At 54.7% G+C, this 15,754-nt stretch carries 19 protein-coding genes; 10 read left to right on the top strand and 9 right to left on the bottom strand.

Going from position 1 to position 15,754, the window contains the following annotated elements:
* Nucleotides 1–64 precede the first annotated feature (64 nt).
* From frdA to frdD, 4 genes are read left to right on the top strand one after another with little or no spacing between them, the layout of a single operon-like run.
* Entirely contained in the window at nt 65–1,855 is a 1,791-nt protein-coding gene (frdA, locus tag N2K86_RS01870; protein ID WP_260660268.1) for a fumarate reductase (quinol) flavoprotein subunit, read from the top strand.
* A complete protein-coding gene (locus tag N2K86_RS01865; protein WP_014068601.1) occupies nt 1,848–2,582 on the top strand; it encodes a succinate dehydrogenase/fumarate reductase iron-sulfur subunit in 735 nt (244 codons plus the stop codon). The genes frdA and N2K86_RS01865 overlap by 8 nt, the downstream gene beginning before the upstream one ends.
* Nucleotides 2,583–2,592: 10 nt before the next feature.
* Nucleotides 2,593–2,988, top strand: coding sequence for a fumarate reductase subunit FrdC (frdC, locus tag N2K86_RS01860; RefSeq protein WP_253179361.1), 396 nt, complete (start codon nt 2,593–2,595; stop codon nt 2,986–2,988).
* Nucleotides 2,989–2,998: 10 nt separating this feature from the next.
* The gene (gene frdD / locus N2K86_RS01855) at nt 2,999–3,358 is read left to right on the top strand and encodes a fumarate reductase subunit FrdD (RefSeq protein ID WP_126545665.1); all 360 of its coding nucleotides are present in this window, start codon (nt 2,999–3,001) and stop codon (nt 3,356–3,358) included.
* A 29-nt stretch (nt 3,359–3,387) separates the two neighbouring features.
* Here the strand turns inward: frdD and ampR are convergent, their stop codons facing one another.
* Nucleotides 3,388–4,263, bottom strand: a complete 876-nt coding sequence (gene ampR / locus N2K86_RS01850; RefSeq protein WP_260660267.1) for a LysR family transcriptional regulator AmpR — start codon at nt 4,261–4,263, stop codon at nt 3,388–3,390.
* 132 nt (nt 4,264–4,395) lie between these two features.
* Between ampR and blaACT the strand changes: the two genes are divergently transcribed.
* On the top strand, nt 4,396–5,541 hold the full coding sequence (gene blaACT, locus N2K86_RS01845; protein ID WP_260660266.1) for an ACT family cephalosporin-hydrolyzing class C beta-lactamase: 1,146 nt from the start codon (nt 4,396–4,398) through the stop codon (nt 5,539–5,541).
* Nucleotides 5,542–5,647: 106 nt separating this feature from the next.
* The gene (locus tag N2K86_RS01840; protein WP_260660265.1) at nt 5,648–6,178 is read left to right on the top strand and encodes a lipocalin family protein; all 531 of its coding nucleotides are present in this window, start codon (nt 5,648–5,650) and stop codon (nt 6,176–6,178) included.
* On the opposite strand, the gene sugE is transcribed toward N2K86_RS01840, so the two are convergent.
* Nucleotides 6,175–6,492 carry a quaternary ammonium compound efflux SMR transporter SugE gene (gene sugE / locus N2K86_RS01835; RefSeq protein WP_260660264.1) on the bottom strand — a complete coding sequence of 106 codons (318 nt, stop codon included), beginning with the start codon at nt 6,490–6,492 and terminating at the stop codon, nt 6,175–6,177. The genes N2K86_RS01840 and sugE overlap by 4 nt on opposite strands.
* A 262-nt stretch (nt 6,493–6,754) precedes the next feature.
* Between sugE and N2K86_RS01830 the strand changes: the two genes are divergently transcribed.
* The gene (locus N2K86_RS01830) at nt 6,755–7,354 is read left to right on the top strand and encodes a helix-turn-helix transcriptional regulator (protein ID WP_260660263.1); all 600 of its coding nucleotides are present in this window, start codon (nt 6,755–6,757) and stop codon (nt 7,352–7,354) included.
* 40 nt (nt 7,355–7,394) lie between these two features.
* Here N2K86_RS01830 and ecnB read toward each other — a convergent pair whose 3' ends face one another.
* From ecnB to efp, 3 genes are all read right to left on the bottom strand, one after another.
* Nucleotides 7,395–7,541, bottom strand: a complete 147-nt coding sequence (ecnB, locus tag N2K86_RS01825) for a lipoprotein toxin entericidin B (protein WP_003855942.1) — start codon at nt 7,539–7,541, stop codon at nt 7,395–7,397.
* A gap of 108 nt (nt 7,542–7,649) precedes the next feature.
* Nucleotides 7,650–7,781: an entericidin A/B family lipoprotein gene (locus N2K86_RS01820; RefSeq protein WP_010427765.1), complete on the bottom strand. Its 132-nt coding sequence runs from the start codon at nt 7,779–7,781 to the stop codon at nt 7,650–7,652.
* Nucleotides 7,782–7,839: 58 nt separating this feature from the next.
* Entirely contained in the window at nt 7,840–8,406 is a 567-nt protein-coding gene (gene efp / locus N2K86_RS01815) for an elongation factor P (protein WP_010427766.1), read from the bottom strand.
* A gap of 40 nt (nt 8,407–8,446) precedes the next feature.
* Between efp and epmB the strand changes: the two genes are divergently transcribed.
* Nucleotides 8,447–9,475, top strand: a complete 1,029-nt coding sequence (epmB, locus tag N2K86_RS01810) for an EF-P beta-lysylation protein EpmB (RefSeq protein WP_260660262.1) — start codon at nt 8,447–8,449, stop codon at nt 9,473–9,475.
* A gap of 66 nt (nt 9,476–9,541) precedes the next feature.
* Here epmB and N2K86_RS01805 read toward each other — a convergent pair whose 3' ends face one another.
* The 3 genes from N2K86_RS01805 to N2K86_RS01795 all read right to left on the bottom strand — a co-directional run bounded on the left by N2K86_RS01805 (nt 9,542) and on the right by N2K86_RS01795 (nt 12,006).
* Nucleotides 9,542–9,895: a DUF4156 domain-containing protein gene (locus N2K86_RS01805; protein WP_010427771.1), complete on the bottom strand. Its 354-nt coding sequence runs from the start codon at nt 9,893–9,895 to the stop codon at nt 9,542–9,544.
* A 134-nt stretch (nt 9,896–10,029) separates the two neighbouring features.
* A complete protein-coding gene (gene groL / locus N2K86_RS01800; RefSeq protein ID WP_010427772.1) occupies nt 10,030–11,673 on the bottom strand; it encodes a chaperonin GroEL in 1,644 nt (547 codons plus the stop codon).
* A 39-nt stretch (nt 11,674–11,712) separates the two neighbouring features.
* Nucleotides 11,713–12,006 carry a co-chaperone GroES gene (locus N2K86_RS01795; protein WP_003855929.1) on the bottom strand — a complete coding sequence of 98 codons (294 nt, stop codon included), beginning with the start codon at nt 12,004–12,006 and terminating at the stop codon, nt 11,713–11,715.
* A gap of 178 nt (nt 12,007–12,184) precedes the next feature.
* On the opposite strand from N2K86_RS01795, the gene yjeH reads away from it, so the two are divergent.
* The gene (gene yjeH / locus N2K86_RS01790; protein ID WP_260660261.1) at nt 12,185–13,423 is read left to right on the top strand and encodes an L-methionine/branched-chain amino acid transporter; all 1,239 of its coding nucleotides are present in this window, start codon (nt 12,185–12,187) and stop codon (nt 13,421–13,423) included.
* 33 nt (nt 13,424–13,456) lie between these two features.
* On the opposite strand, the gene N2K86_RS01785 is transcribed toward yjeH, so the two are convergent.
* On the bottom strand, nt 13,457–13,921 hold the full coding sequence (locus N2K86_RS01785) for an FxsA family protein (protein WP_010427775.1): 465 nt from the start codon (nt 13,919–13,921) through the stop codon (nt 13,457–13,459).
* Nucleotides 13,922–14,256: 335 nt separating this feature from the next.
* Between N2K86_RS01785 and aspA the strand changes: the two genes are divergently transcribed.
* Entirely contained in the window at nt 14,257–15,693 is a 1,437-nt protein-coding gene (gene aspA / locus N2K86_RS01780; protein WP_010427776.1) for an aspartate ammonia-lyase, read from the top strand.
* Nucleotides 15,694–15,754 lie beyond the last annotated feature (61 nt).

Raw genomic sequence — 15,754 nt, 5'->3', positions numbered from 1 at the left:
TTCGGACTGGTGAGCTACCTTTAGCTCAACGCGTTGCGGAAAAACAAAAATCTGGAGGAATGTCGTGCAAACTTTTCAAGCCGATCTTGCCGTAATAGGCGCTGGCGGAGCGGGATTACGCGCTGCAATTGCTGCAGCACAAGCTAATCCTAACGCTAAAATCGCACTGATTTCAAAAGTCTATCCCATGCGTAGCCACACGGTTGCTGCAGAAGGAGGATCCGCCGCTGTTGCGCAGGATCATGACAGCTTCGAATACCATTTCCACGACACGGTTGCAGGGGGCGACTGGCTTTGCGAGCAGGATGTCGTTGACTACTTCGTGCACCACTGTCCAACGGAAATGACCCAGCTTGAGCAGTGGGGATGTCCGTGGAGCCGCCGTCCGGACGGCAGCGTCAACGTTCGCCGCTTCGGCGGAATGAAGATTGAACGCACCTGGTTCGCCGCCGATAAGACCGGCTTCCATATGCTGCACACCCTGTTCCAGACCTCCCTTCAGTTCCCACAAATTCAACGCTTTGATGAACATTTCGTTCTCGACATTCTGGTCGATGACGGCGAGGCGCGTGGTCTGGTGGCGATGAACATGATGGAAGGCACGCTTGTCCAGATCCGCGCGAAAGCCGTGGTGATGGCAACAGGCGGTGCGGGCCGCGTTTATCGCTACAACACCAACGGCGGCATCGTCACCGGCGACGGGATGGGCATGGCGCTCAGCCACGGCGTGCCGCTGCGCGATATGGAGTTCGTGCAGTATCACCCAACCGGTCTGCCGGGCTCCGGCATTCTGATGACGGAAGGCTGCCGCGGTGAAGGCGGTATTCTGGTCAACAAAAACGGCTATCGCTATCTGCAGGATTACGGCATGGGCCCGGAAACCCCGCTCGGCGAGCCGAAGAACAAATACATGGAACTCGGCCCGCGCGACAAAGTGTCTCAGGCCTTCTGGCACGAGTGGCGCAAAGGAAACACCATCTCCACGCCGCGCGGCGATGTAGTCTATCTCGACCTGCGCCACCTCGGCGAGAAGAAACTGCTGGAGCGTCTTCCGTTCATCTGCGAACTGGCAAAAGCCTACGTGGGCGTTGACCCGGTGAAAGAACCGATTCCGGTGCGTCCAACCGCGCACTACACCATGGGCGGTATCGAAACCGATCAGCAGTGCGAAACCCGCATCAAAGGACTGTTCGCCGTAGGCGAGTGTTCCTCTGTAGGCCTGCACGGTGCGAACCGTCTGGGATCGAACTCGCTGGCAGAATTGGTCGTCTTTGGCCGCATGGCGGGCGAACGCGCGATGGAGCGGGCGGCTACTGCAGGTGAAGCCAACGGTGCCGCGCTGGACGCCCAGGTCGCAGACGTTGAAAAACGCCTGAAAGATCTGGTGAATCAGGAAGGTAACGAGAACTGGTCTAATATCCGCGATGAAATGGGCCTGTCGATGGAAGAAGGCTGCGGTATCTACCGTACGCCAGAGCTGATGCAGAAAACCGTCGACAAGCTGGCAGAGCTGCAGGAACGCTTCAAGCGCGTGCGCATCACCGATACCTCCAGCGTCTTCAATACCGACCTGCTCTACACCATCGAGCTGGGTCACGGTCTGAACGTCGCGGAATGTATGGCGCACTCCGCGCTGGCGCGTAAAGAATCGCGCGGCGCGCACCAGCGCCTTGATGAAGGCTGTACTGAACGTGATGACGTCAACTTCCTGAAACATACCCTCGCCTGGCGCGATGCGGATGGCACTACCCGTCTGGACTACAGCGACGTGAAAATCACCACGCTGCCACCGGCGAAGCGCGTTTACGGTGCAGAAGCAGAAGACGCCGAGAAGAAGGAGAAGGCGAATGGCTGAGATGCAAAAACTGAAAGTTGAAGTGGTGCGCTACAACCCGGAAGTGGACGCCGCACCGCACAGCGCTTTCTATGAAGTTCCTTATGACGAGCAAACCTCCCTGCTGGATGCGCTCGGCTATATCAAAGACAACCTGGCACCAGACCTGAGCTACCGCTGGTCCTGCCGCATGGCGATCTGCGGCTCCTGCGGCATGATGGTCAATAAGGTGCCGAAGCTGGCCTGTAAGACCTTCTTGCGCGAGTACACCAAAGGCATCAAGGTTGAAGCACTGGGCAACTTCCCGATTGAGCGCGATCTGGTGGTCGATATGACCCACTTTATCGAAAGCCTGGAGGCCATCAAGCCGTACATCATCGGCAACCCGCGCACGCCGGATCAGGGGCCAAATACCCAGACGCCAGCTCAGATGGCGAAGTACCATCAGTTCTCCGGCTGCATCAACTGTGGTCTGTGCTACGCCGCCTGTCCACAGTTTGGCCTGAACAAGGAGTTCATTGGCCCGGCCGCCATTACCCTGGCGCACCGCTATAACGAAGACAGCCGTGACCACGGTAAAAAAGAACGTATGGCGCAGCTAAACAGCCAGAACGGCGTCTGGAGCTGTACCTTTGTGGGCTACTGCTCCGAAGTCTGTCCGAAGCACGTCGACCCGGCCGCCGCTATTCAGCAGGGTAAAGTGGAAAGTTCGAAAGACTTTCTTATCGCTACCCTGAAACCACGCTAAGGAGTGCATGATGACGACTAAACGCAAAGCCTATGTGCGGCCAATGCCGTCCACCTGGTGGAAAAACCTGCCGTTTTATCGCTTCTATATGCTGCGTGAAGGCACGGCGGTTCCGGCGGTCTGGTTCAGCCTTGAGCTGATGTACGGGGTTTTCGCCCTCAAACACGGTCCGGAAACCTGGGCCAGCTTTGTCGGTTTCCTGCAAAACCCGATCATCGTTGTGCTGAACCTGATCGTGCTCGCGGCCGCGCTGCTTCATACCAAAACCTGGTTTGAACTGGCGCCAAAAGCGGCGAACATCATCGTTAAAGGCGAAAAAATGGGGCCAGAGCCGGTGATTAAAGGGCTCTGGGCAGTGACGATTCTGGTTACTGTGGTCATTCTGTTTATCGCACTGTTCTGGTAAGGAGACTACTGTGATCAATCCAAATCCAAAACGTTCTGACGAGCCGGTCTTCTGGGGACTGTTCGGCGCAGGCGGCATGTGGAGCGCCATCATCGCGCCAGTCATTATCCTGCTGGTCGGCATTATGCTGCCGCTGGGGCTGTTCCCGGGCGATGCGCTGAGCTACGAGCGCGTACTGGCCTTTGCGAGCAGCTTTATCGGTCGCGTGTTCATCTTCCTGATGATCGTTCTACCGCTGTGGTGTGGCCTGCACCGCATTCACCATGCGATGCATGACCTGAAAATCCATGTACCGAACGGTAAATGGGTGTTCTACGGTCTGGCAACCATCCTGACCGTGGTGACGCTGATTGCGGTGGTCACCATCTGACGCTTCAGGCCCGCCATCCGGCGGGCCTGTTATTTCTGCATGTTTCCCACCAGCCACTGGGCAAACTCACGCATTGCGGGGGTTTCTGCCCGTGATTGTAGTCGCGTCAGCCAATAACTGCCGAGGTCAATCTGCGTCGCAAACGGCTGCACGATGCGCTCGCTGTTCAGCAAATGGCTGAACATATCAACAGGCGCGATCGCAATTCCCACGCCCGCCTGGGCCGCCTCAAGCATGGTCACAGACGAATCAAACACCATCACCCGGTGCGTCGGTGAAGGAGGATGCTCACCCGCCGCCTGCATCCAGGCCGTCCATTCGTCTCGCCGGTAGGAGCGCAGCAGGGTAAATTTCAGGATATCTGCCGGGTTTTTTAGGCAAGAGGCAATGTCGGGTGAACAGAGCGGAGATAGCAGCGCAGGGCAAAGAAACTGCGCCTCGGTGCCATGCCACGCGCCGCCACCATAGCGGATGGTGTAATCGAGTCCTTCGGCGGCAGGATCGACACGGTTGTTATGCGTAGAAAGCTGCAGATCAATATGCGGATAGCAGCGACGAAAATCCTCCAGCTGCGGAAAGAGCAACCCCGTCGCAAAGGTACCCACCACGCCGATCTTCAACTTCTCCTGGGCACGATGGTTGGTAAAGCGATCGAGCAGACCGGCAATACGATCGAACGAATCGTTCAGCACCGGCAGTAAATTCTCGCCTTCCGTGGTCAGCGTCAGCCCGCGGGAAACGCGAACGAACAGCTGGCAGTGCAGGTGCTGCTCCAGCGCCTTCACGTGTTGGCTGATTGCAGAATGGGTCACATTGAGCTCAATGGCGGCATGCGTAAAACTAAGATGCCTGGCGGCCGCTTCGAAAGCACGAAGCGAGTTAAGAGGAAGATAGCTTCGTGTCATCTGTCGTTCCGTTAGAAAAATTAACAGCTAATGCTAAATTTAACCGTTTGTCAGCCACAGTCAAATCCCACAGACTACGCTCGTCTGATGGGCCCGGACACTCCCCTGAACCGTGATTATGGAAGATAACTGATGATCAAAAAATCCCTTTGCTGCGCCCTGCTGCTCGGCGTTTCATGCTCAAGCATTGCTGCGTCGATGTCAGAGAAACAGCTGGCTGACGTGGTGGAAAAAAGCATTATCCCCCTGATGAAAGCGCAGTCCATTCCGGGCATGGCGGTTGCCGTGATCTACCAGGGCCAGCCGCACTATTTTACTTTTGGTAAGGCCGATGTTGCGGCGAACAAACCTGTTACCCCACAAACCTTGTTTGAACTGGGTTCTATCAGTAAAACTTTCACCGGCGTGCTGGGCGGCGATGCCATTGCCCGCGGCGAGATTTCGCTTGACGGTCCGGTAACAAAATACTGGCCTGAACTGACGGGCAAACAGTGGCAGGGTATTCGCCTGCTTGATCTGGCGACCTATACCGCGGGAGGGTTGCCGCTTCAGGTGCCGGATGAGGTGACAGACAGCGCGTCGCTGCTGCGCTTTTACCAGACATGGCAGCCGCAGTGGAAACCGGGCACCACGCGACTGTACGCGAACGCCAGCATCGGCCTGTTTGGCGCACTGGCGGTTAAGCCTTCCGGCATGAGCTTTGAACAGGCCATGACGAAGCGGGTCTTGAAGCCGCTCAGGCTCGACCATACGTGGATCAACGTTCCGAAAGCGGAAGAGGCACATTACGCCTGGGGATACCGTGATGGTAAAGCGGTCCACGTGTCACCGGGGATGCTGGACGGCGAAGCCTACGGCGTGAAAACCAACGTGCAGGATATGGCGAGCTGGGTGGTGGCCAATATGGCTCCGGATAACATTCAGGATGCATCGTTGAAGCAAGGCATTACGCTGGCGCAGTCGCGCTACTGGCGCATTGGATCCATGTATCAGGGGCTGGGCTGGGAGATGCTTAACTGGCCGGTCGATGCCAAAACCGTGGTTGAAGGTAGCGACAATAAGGTCGCGCTGGCACCCCTGCCCGCGAGAGAAGTGAATCCTCCGGCGCCTCCGGTAAAAGCCTCATGGGTGCACAAAACCGGCTCAACCGGCGGGTTCGGCAGCTATGTGGCCTTTATCCCGGAGAAGCAGCTTGGCATCGTGATGCTGGCGAACAAGAGCTATCCGAACCCGGCACGCGTTGAGACGGCATACCGTATCCTCGACGCGCTGCAATAAAACATTGCCGGGTGGCGCTTACGCTTACCCGGCGAAACACACCGCTCGCCTCCCACATTTTCCTTGCTGTCATCTACACTTAACAGAAAACAGTAAGGAAACACCTATGCGCATTCTGCCTGTTATTGCCGCAGTGACAGCCGCGTTTTTAGTGGTTGCCTGCAGTTCCCCTACCCCACCACCCGGCGTCACCGTCGTCACGCCTTTCGATTCACAACGCTTCCTTGGAACCTGGTATGAAATCGCCCGGATGGATCATCGGTTCGAGCGCGGTTTAGAAAAAGTCACAGCCCATTACAGTTCAATGGATGACGGCGGTATTCAGGTCGTTAACCGTGGTTACAACCCGGACCGGGCGATGTGGCAACAGTCGGTTGGCAAGGCGTACTTCACCGGCGACGCGAGCCGTGCCGCGTTGAAAGTCTCTTTCATCGGTCCGTTCTATGGTGGATATAACGTGATTGCACTCGACAGAGAATATCGTCACGCATTAGTGTGCGGGCCGGATCGCGACTACCTGTGGATACTCTCCCGCACCCCGACCATTTCACCTGAAATGAAACAGCAGATGCTGGACGTGGCGACCCGGCAAGGGTTTGATGTATCGAAATTAGTTTGGGTCAAACAACCGCATTAATGCGTGCTGAGCTTCAGACCAATGATCCCGGCAACAATCAGGGCGAGGCTGGCAATACGCGCCAGACTCGCTGACTCTCCCAGCAACAGAATGCCGGTGATGGCCGCGCCTACCGCTCCAATGCCTGTCCAGACAGCATAAGCCGTCCCAACCGGCAGGGTACGCATTGCCCATGACAGCATGACAATACTGACAATCATTGCGGTAACGGTAATGACGCTGGGCGTCAGGCGGGTAAAACCGTGGGTATATTTCAGACCAATTGCCCAAACCACTTCGAGCAAACCGGCAATGAAAAGAATAATCCAGGACATTTCAGGCTCCTTAACTTAAGTACAAGTTGGGGCCGTCCCCGGTGAAAGAAGCGCTTACGGGTCGTCCCGAAAGGCAGAGATTACGCTCAATATTGTGGATAGAGTGCGCTTTTTTTTCAATCCCTTTGTGCTGAATATGTTAAGGCAAGAAATAGCCTCAGTATGGCGCGCAGTTCAGGCATTTATCACTCATCCGACTTCTCTATGATGATGTGCTTTCTGATGGCAGGAAGCCAAACCACTAGCCGACTGCGAATCCACTATGTTCAAAATTCTTTTGATTGACCGTTGCCACTTCACCCGTACGGGTTTTGAAGCATGGCTCAATCATTCTGGTCTTTTTCCGGGTCACTTCCTCGTGACCGGGTTGAATAACCTCTTCCTCGCCAGAGAGCATATCCTGCAGTGGAAACCGACGCTGGTTATCGCTGACTTACACGGTTTTCGACACGATTTTCATCATTTTCAGCAGCTCTCCTCCCTGATGGCTGCCAGCGAAACGCAGCCCTTTATTTTACTTCAGTCGGGCGAAGAACAAGGCATGACAAACTACCTGACACAATTCCCGGTATGGGCTTCACTATTGAAAAATGCCAATCTGGAAGAGGTGGCGATGGTGATTAATGACGCGCTGACGTCATGCGCAAGCGTTGAAGTGCCGCAGATTGCCGCCCCGCTGCTGACACGTCAGGAGGAGAAAGTGCTAACGCTGTGGATGGACGGCGCGAGCAACCAGAAGATTGCCAGCCATTTAAGTATTAATGGAAAAACGGTTTATACCTACAAACGGAATATCAGGATGAAGCTGCATATGGACACGCGCTATTCTCCGTTTTTATCTCTGCAGGAAGCAGAGAATTGACGGTACGGTAAGAGGGGTGCGCCGTACCGTCGGTACGTTATTAGTTCTGAGCTTTGGTGGCTGCACCAGAAATAGCATTGCCACCATCGGAGATATCTTCCCCTACACCACGGGTGGTATTACATGCAGTCAGTACAGAAGAGAGCACCAGAACAGAAAAGATCGCTGCAATTGTTTTCTTAACCATAATATCTTCCTTTTATAGCCAAAGTTATTTTGTGTATAGCAACTTAAGGATAGACAAGATCCCGTCTTTTGACGGCGCAGGAAGCAATTTTAAGAAAATTAGACGAAATTAGCTGGCTGCATTAGAAATGACGTGGCCAAGATCTTTGATGTCTTCACCCACGCCGCGCGCGGTGTTGCATCCAGAAAGGATTGCGCTGGTCAGCGCTAACAGAAGCAGAATTTTAACGGTACGTTTCATCATCCCTGCCTGCAAAAATCAGGCGCAGCGGGCGCTGCGCCTTCAATCATAACGTAAATTACTTCACGCGGGACACGTATTCGCCGGAGCGGGTATCCACTTTGATCACTTCGCCAGTCTGTACGAACAGTGGAACTTTAACCACTGCGCCGGTAGACAGCTTAGCTGGCTTACCGCCAGTACCTGCGGTGTCACCTTTCAGACCTGGATCGGTTTCAACGATTTCCAGTTCTACGAAGTTTGGTGGGGTCACAGCGATAGGCTGGCCGTTCCACAGGGTCACAATGCACTCAGCCTGATCCAGCAGCCATTTAGCGCTGTCGCCTACTGCTTTCTCATCAGCAGACAGCTGTTCGAAAGTAGAGTTGTTCATGAAATGATAGAACTCACCATCGTTGTACAGGTAGGTCAGGTTCATATCAACAACATCAGCGCCTTCAGCAGAGTCAGTAGACTTGAAGGTTTTCTCAACACGGGTGCCGGTCAGCAGGCGGCGCAGCTTAACGCGTGCGAATGCCTGGCCTTTACCTGGTTTAACGAATTCGCTGGCTTCAACCGCGTACGGTTCGCCGTCCATCATGATTTTAAGACCAGCACGAAAATCGTTGCTATAGTACGTTGCCATAAGGCCCTCTAAATTTGTTAACTGGTAGCTAAGCCACAAAATGGCGCATATTGTAACCCTAAACACCCCGTCCAGAGAAGATTGGTTATCGCAACTTGCCGATGTAATCACCAGTCCTGATGAATTGCTGCGTCTTTTAGACCTCGATCAACACGAAGAGTTGCTTGCAGGCCGCGAGGCAAAGCGCCTTTTTGCCCTGCGCGTTCCCCGTGCATTTGTGGCGCGGATGGAGAAAGGAAATCCCGACGATCCATTATTAAAACAAACGCTTACTTCGCAGGATGAGTTTGTGACCGCGCCGGGTTACAGCACCGATCCGCTGGAAGAACAGAACAGCGTGGTGCCAGGACTGCTGCATAAATACCTCAACCGCGCCCTGCTGCTGGTAAAAGGCGGCTGCGCGGTAAATTGTCGTTATTGCTTCCGTCGGCACTTCCCGTATGCCGACAATCAGGGCAATAAACGCAACTGGCAGGTCGCGCTGGACTATATCGCCGCCCATCCTGAGCTTGATGAGATTATTTTTTCCGGCGGCGACCCGCTGATGGCGAAAGATCACGAGCTGGACTGGCTGCTGACGCAGCTGGAAGCCATCCCGCACATCAAGCGTCTGCGCATACATAGCCGTTTGCCGATCGTTATTCCGGCGCGGATCACCGATGGGCTGGTCTCACGCATGGAGCAGTCTCGCTTGCAGGTGCTGCTGGTGAACCATATCAACCACGCGAACGAAATTGACGATGAATTTCGGGCGGGGATGGCGCGTCTGCGTAAAGCAGGCGTAACGCTGCTGAACCAGAGCGTGCTGCTGCGCGGTATAAACGATAGCGCCCGCGTGCTGGCAGATTTGAGCAATGCGTTGTTTGATGCGGGGGTGTTGCCCTATTACCTGCACGTACTGGATCGCGTTCAGGGCGCAGCGCATTTCATGGTGACGGATGATGAAGCCCGGCAGATTATGCGTGAACTGTTAACGCTGGTTTCAGGCTATATGGTGCCGAAGCTGGCGCGTGAGATTGGCGGTGAGCCGAGCAAGACGCCGCTGGATTTGCAGCTGCGGCAGCACTAAAAAGGCAGGTGGCGCTACGCTTACCTGCCCTACGGGGTCCGGGCGCAGCGCCATCAGCACGTTAACTCAGTTCGGGCACTTATAGACCTGGCCATTCATCTGGCTGGCGGTCGGGACGAAGCTGGACAGCATACCCTGCGTTGGGCTGCTCACCCCGTAAATTACGTTACCGCCCATTGCCGCAGCCTGGTTACGCAGGGCATTCGCCGCACCGCGCATAGAGCCGCCCTCTTCGCCATGCTGACCTGACATCCAGTTACTTTGCTCGCCGGTTGCCGTGCCTAACAGCTGGCATTCACTACCCGGCTTATCTTCCACAAAGCGAACGCCCTGGCCCGCTGCCGACAGCTCATTGCTGGAGCTACAACCCGCCAGCAGCAATGCTGCCCCTACAATCCCTGCACAGACTTTTACGCGCATGTTATTCCTCGTTTTCAATAAGCTGGACAGTAGTTGTCCGTGTGTAAACCTTATACCTAAAAGATGACCAAAAGAAAAACCCCCGAGCATTTCTGCCCGGGGGTTTTTCACATTCTAAGAGGTAAAGCGCACGATTACATCATGCCGCCCATACCGCCCATGCCGCCCATACCTGCAGCACCTAAGTCAGGCGCGTCGCCTTTTGGCAGGTCGGTCACCATGCACTCGGTGGTGATCATCAGACCAGCAACAGAAGCCGCGTACTGCAGAGCAGAACGAGTTACTTTTGTTGGGTCCAGGATACCGAAGTCGATCATGTTGCCGTATTCTTCAGTTGCCGCGTTGTAACCGTAGTTACCTTCGCCCGCTTTCACGTTGTTGGTCACAACAGATGGCTCTTCACCGGCGTTGGACACGATCTGACGCAGTGGCGCTTCCATCGCGCGCAGCGCAACTTTGATACCCACGTTCTGATCTTCGTTCTGAGCAGTCAGGCCAGCCAGTTTAGCGGCCACGCGCACCAGTGCGACACCACCACCAGCAACCACGCCTTCTTCTACCGCAGCACGGGTCGCGTGCAGGGCATCGTCAACGCGTGCTTTTTTCTCTTTCATTTCAACTTCGGTCGCAGCACCGACTTTGATTACCGCAACACCGCCAGCCAGTTTCGCTACGCGCTCCTGCAGTTTTTCACGGTCGTAGTCAGAAGTGGCTTCTTCGATCTGCTTACGGATCTGACCAACGCGGCCCTGAATAGCCGCTTCTTCACCCACGCCATCGATGATGGTGGTGGTGTCTTTGTTGATCACAACGCGTTTCGCCTGGCCCAGGTCTTCCAGGGTCGCTTTTTCCAGCTCCATACCGATCTCTTCAGAGATCACGGTACCGCCAGTCAGGGTAGCGATATCCTGCAGCATCGCTTTACGACGATCGCCGAAGCCAGGTGCTTTAACCGCAGCCACTTTCACGATGCCGCGCATGGTGTTAACCACCAGGGTCGCCAGCGCTTCACCTTCAACGTCTTCAGCGATGATAACCAGCGGCTTGCCTGCTTTCGCAACGGCTTCCAGCACTGGCAGCATTTCGCGGATGTTGGAGATTTTCTTGTCAGCCAGCAGGATGAACGGGCTTTCCAGTTCAACTGCGCCAGTCTCTGGCTTGTTGATGAAGTATGGGGACAGGTAACCGCGGTCGAACTGCATACCTTCAACCACGTCCAGTTCGTCTTCCAGACCGGTACCGTCTTCAACGGTGATCACGCCTTCTTTACCAACTTTGTCCATCGCTTCAGCGATCAGTTTACCTACGGTCTCGTCGGAGTTAGCGGAAATGGTACCAACCTGAGCAATGGCTTTAGAGTCAGAGCACGGTACGGACAGCGCTTTCAGTTCTTCAACAGCGGATGCGACAGCTTTGTCGATACCACGTTTCAGATCCATTGGGTTCATACCCGCAGCAACGGCTTTCAGACCTTCAGTGATGATAGCCTGCGCCAGTACGGTCGCGGTGGTGGTACCGTCGCCTGCAGCGTCGTTCGCTTTAGAGGCCACTTCTTTCACCATCTGCGCACCCATGTTTTCGAACTTGTCTTCCAGCTCGATTTCACGTGCAACAGAAACACCATCTTTGGTGATGGTTGGCGCGCCGAAGGATTTGTCCAGCACTACGTTACGACCTTTCGGACCCAGGGTCACTTTCACTGCGTCTGCCAGTACGTTTACGCCGCGGAGCATTTTTACACGAGCGTCGTTACCGAATTTTACGTCTTTAGCTGCCATGTTCTTATTTCCTCAAATTCGTACAGTTTCGCGCGTAAATTACGCTTCAACAATTGCCAGAATGTCGCTCTCGGACATGATCAACACTTCTTCATTGTCGATCTTCTCGGATTTCACGCCGTAGCCATCGTTGAAAATGACGATGTCACCAACTTTAACGTCCAGCGGCTGCACAGTTCCGTTTTCCAGGATGCGGCCCTTACCGACAGCGATGATTTCGCCACGCGTTGATTTGGCTGCTGCAGAACCAGTCAGAACGATGCCGCCAGCAGACTTGGTTTCAACTTCTTTACGTTTGACGATCACACGATCATGTAACGGACGAATACTCATTGATAGCTCTCCTTTGAGAAAGTCATTATCAGTTATGGATGACGCCGGGCCGCACGCGGTTTTCCGGCTAGTGCCCTGAGAGATGGGGATAGCTTTTTCCCCCTTCAAGGGGGAATCGAAAAAAAATTTGCGAAAGTGTTACCATCGCCTCTCTTTTGATGGCGGCAGGACGATGGAAATGAGTGGACTCAAGCAGGAGTTGGGGCTGGCACAGGGCGTTGGCTTACTCTCCACCTCCTTGTTAGGCACGGGCGTGTTTGCCGTACCCGCCCTGGCCGCGCTGGTCGCGGGGAATAACAGCCTGTGGGCGTGGCCGGTGCTGATTGTGCTGGTGTTCCCGATAGCAATTGTGTTTGCCATCCTGGGCCGACATTTCCCCAGCGCGGGCGGCGTGGCGCATTTTGTCGGGCTCGCCTTTGGCCCGCGGCTGCAGCGTGTTACCGGCTGGCTGTTTCTCTCCGTCATTCCGGTTGGCCTCCCTGCGGCACTGCATATTGCGACCGGATTTGGTCAGGCGCTGTTTGGCTGGCATAACGCGCAGCTGCTGCTGGCAGAGCTGGGTACGCTGGCTATCGTCTGGTGGGTGGGCTCTCGCGGCGCCAGCTCAAGCGCGAATCTGCAAACGCTGGTTGCGGTGCTGATTGTCGCGCTCATTGGCGCTATCTGGTGGGTGGGTGATATCACAATAAAGGAAATTCCCTTTCCGGCGGTAACAGACGTCGACCATTCACAGCTTTTTGCCGCGCTCTCCGTCATGTTCTGGTGTTTTGTGGGCCTGGAAGCCTTTGCCCATCTGGCGTCGGAATTTAAGCAGCCTGAACGCGATTTCCCCCGCGCGTTGATGATTGGCCTGCTGCTGGCGGGTACGGTCTATTGGGCGTGCACCGTGCTGGTATTACACTTCAACGCGTTCGGTGCGGATGTCGCTGCCGCTGCATCGCTGCCGGATATTGTGGTTGAACTGTTCGGTGTGAAAGCGCTGTGGGTCGCCTGCGTCATCGGCTATCTGGCCTGTTTTGCCAGCCTGAATATTTATATCCAGAGCTTTGCCCGGCTGGTGTGGTCGCAGGCGCTCGACAAACCTGAGAATCGCCTCGCGCGCCTGTCTAAACGCCAGCTTCCGCTGAATGCCCTGAATGCTGTGCTGGGCTGCTGCGTCCTGAGTTCGCTGTGCATTTATGCGCTGGATATCAATCTGGACGCGCTGATCGTTTACGCCAACGGCATTTTCATCATGATCTACCTGCTGTGCATGCTGGCGGGTTGTCGTCTGCTGAAAGGTCGCTATAAAGCGCTGGCGGTCGTCGGGGGTGTGCTTTGCCTGCTGTTGCTGGCGATGGTGGGCTGGAAGAGTATGTACGCCATCGTCATGCTGGCGGTGCTGTGGCTGTTTTTACCGAAACAGCAGAATCCGTAGGCCCGGTAAGCGGAGCGCCACCGGGCAAAAAAATCAGCGATCGTCTTTATGATCTAAACGGTCGCGCTGGTCATCCTTACGCTGGTATTCTCCTTCAAACGTATCACCCGGCCCGGTGCTGAACCCGCCACCCGGCATGCGGCTGAAACGCAGATGCGGCAGCAGCTTCATGGTTAGGTGCTTCTGCACCGGCGGTAACAGCAGCAACAGGCCGAGGAAATCGGTGAAGAAGCCCGGCAGGATGAGCAGCAGGCCCGCAATAATCAGCGACACGCTTTTGATCATCTCGGCTGCCGGGCTCTCGCCCGCGGCCATCTTCTGCTGCATTAACAGGAAATTTTTGAAACCCTGATTACGCACCAGCGACATGCCGATGACGGAGGTGAAGATCACCAGAATCAGCGTCAGCAGGACGCCCAGCACGTGGGCAACTTGGATGAAAATCGAAATCTCAATGTAAACATAGAGAAAGAAAGCAATAAACGGTATCCAGCGCACTGGCATCTCCTGTGTGGCAGGTGCCGTCGGGCCCCTGTCTGAATGTGTTGGCGTCACGCGTCTGTAAGAGATGGTGACGGTTAGCCAAAATTCAATCGGTTTGCACGGATATTTTTTTTGGAAATATTAAAGCGGTGACTCATTTCACAGATTAATAATTATCATGGAATCGGGTCGATAATAAGTGATCCAGATTACGGCAATTCGCTATCATCAGCATATGATCTCGAGCATCTGGCCGAATGAGGGAATAATCGTCGGTCATAAAATATTCAAAACCACATATATACTGTGTGTTTAGTACAATCCATCGGCAGCTTGAAAAGAAGGTTCACATGTTAAACAACATTCGTATCGAAGAAGATTTGTTGGGTACCAGGGAAGTTCCAGCGGATGCCTACTACGGTGTTCACACTCTGAGAGCGATTGAAAACTTCTACATCAGCAACAGCAAAATCAGCGACATCCCTGAGTTTGTCCGTGGCATGGTGATGGTGAAGAAAGCCGCAGCACTGGCCAACAAAGAGCTGCAAACCATTCCTAAGAGCGCTGCAAATGCGATTATCGCCGCGTGCGATGAAGTGCTGAACAACGGCAAATGCATGGACCAGTTCCCGGTTGACGTCTACCAGGGCGGCGCGGGCACCTCCGTCAACATGAATACCAACGAAGTGCTGGCAAACATCGGTCTGGAGCTGATGGGTCACCAAAAAGGTGAATACCAGTACCTCAACCCTAACGATCACGTTAACAAATGTCAGTCTACCAACGATGCTTACCCAACCGGCTTCCGCATCGCGGTCTATGCTTCGGTGGTGAAACTGGTGGACGCGATCAACCAGTTGGGCGATGGCTTCCAGCGTAAAGCGGTTGAGTTCCAGGATATCCTGAAAATGGGTCGTACCCAGTTGCAGGACGCAGTCCCCATGACCCTCGGACAGGAATTCCACGCGTTTAACGTGCTGCTGAATGAAGAGACCAAAAACCTGCTGCGCACCTCTGAGCTGCTGCTGGAAGTGAACCTGGGCGCAACCGCCATCGGTACACGCCTGAACACGCCAGACGGCTATCAGCAGCTGGCGGTTCAGAAGCTGGCGGAAGTGTCTAACCTGGCCGTTGTCCCTGCGGAAGACCTGATTGAAGCGACGTCCGACTGCGGCGCATACGTCATGGTTCATAGCGCCCTGAAACGTCTGGCGGTGAAACTGTCCAAAATCTGTAATGACCTGCGCCTGCTCTCCTCGGGCCCGCGCGCTGGTCTGAACGAGATCAACCTGCCAGAACTGCAGGCGGGTTCGTCCATCATGCCAGCCAAGGTGAACCCGGTTGTGCCAGAAGTGGTGAACCAGGTTTGCTTCAAAGTCATCGGTAACGATACGACCGTGACCATGGCCTCTGAAGCGGGTCAGCTGCAGCTGAACGTGATGGAACCAGTGATTGGCCAGGCGATGTTTGAATCCATCCACATCCTGACCAACGCCTGCTACAACCTGCTGGAAAAATGCATCAACGGCATCACCGCGAATAAAGAAGTGTGTGAAGGTTACGTCTATAACTCCATCGGGATCGTCACCTACCTCAACCCGTTCATCGGCCACCACAACGGCGATATCGTCGGTAAGATTTGTGCCGAAACCGGTAAGAGCGTGCGTGAAGTCGTGCTTGAGCGCGGACTGTTGACCGAAGCTGAGCTGGACGATATCTTCTCGGCCCAGAACTTGATGCACCCGGCGTATAAAGCGAAACGATATACCGATGAAAGCGAACAGTAACAGTACAGGCTAAGCTTCCGAAAGGCACGTCACTTGTGACGTGCCTTTTTTCTTTTTAAGC

The sequence above is a fragment of the Enterobacter mori genome (genome assembly GCF_025244905.1).
GTDB lineage: Bacteria > Pseudomonadota > Gammaproteobacteria > Enterobacterales > Enterobacteriaceae > Enterobacter > Enterobacter mori_A.
Note: the sequence above shows the minus strand (reverse complement) of the source record. Positions and strands in the feature narration are given on the sequence as shown.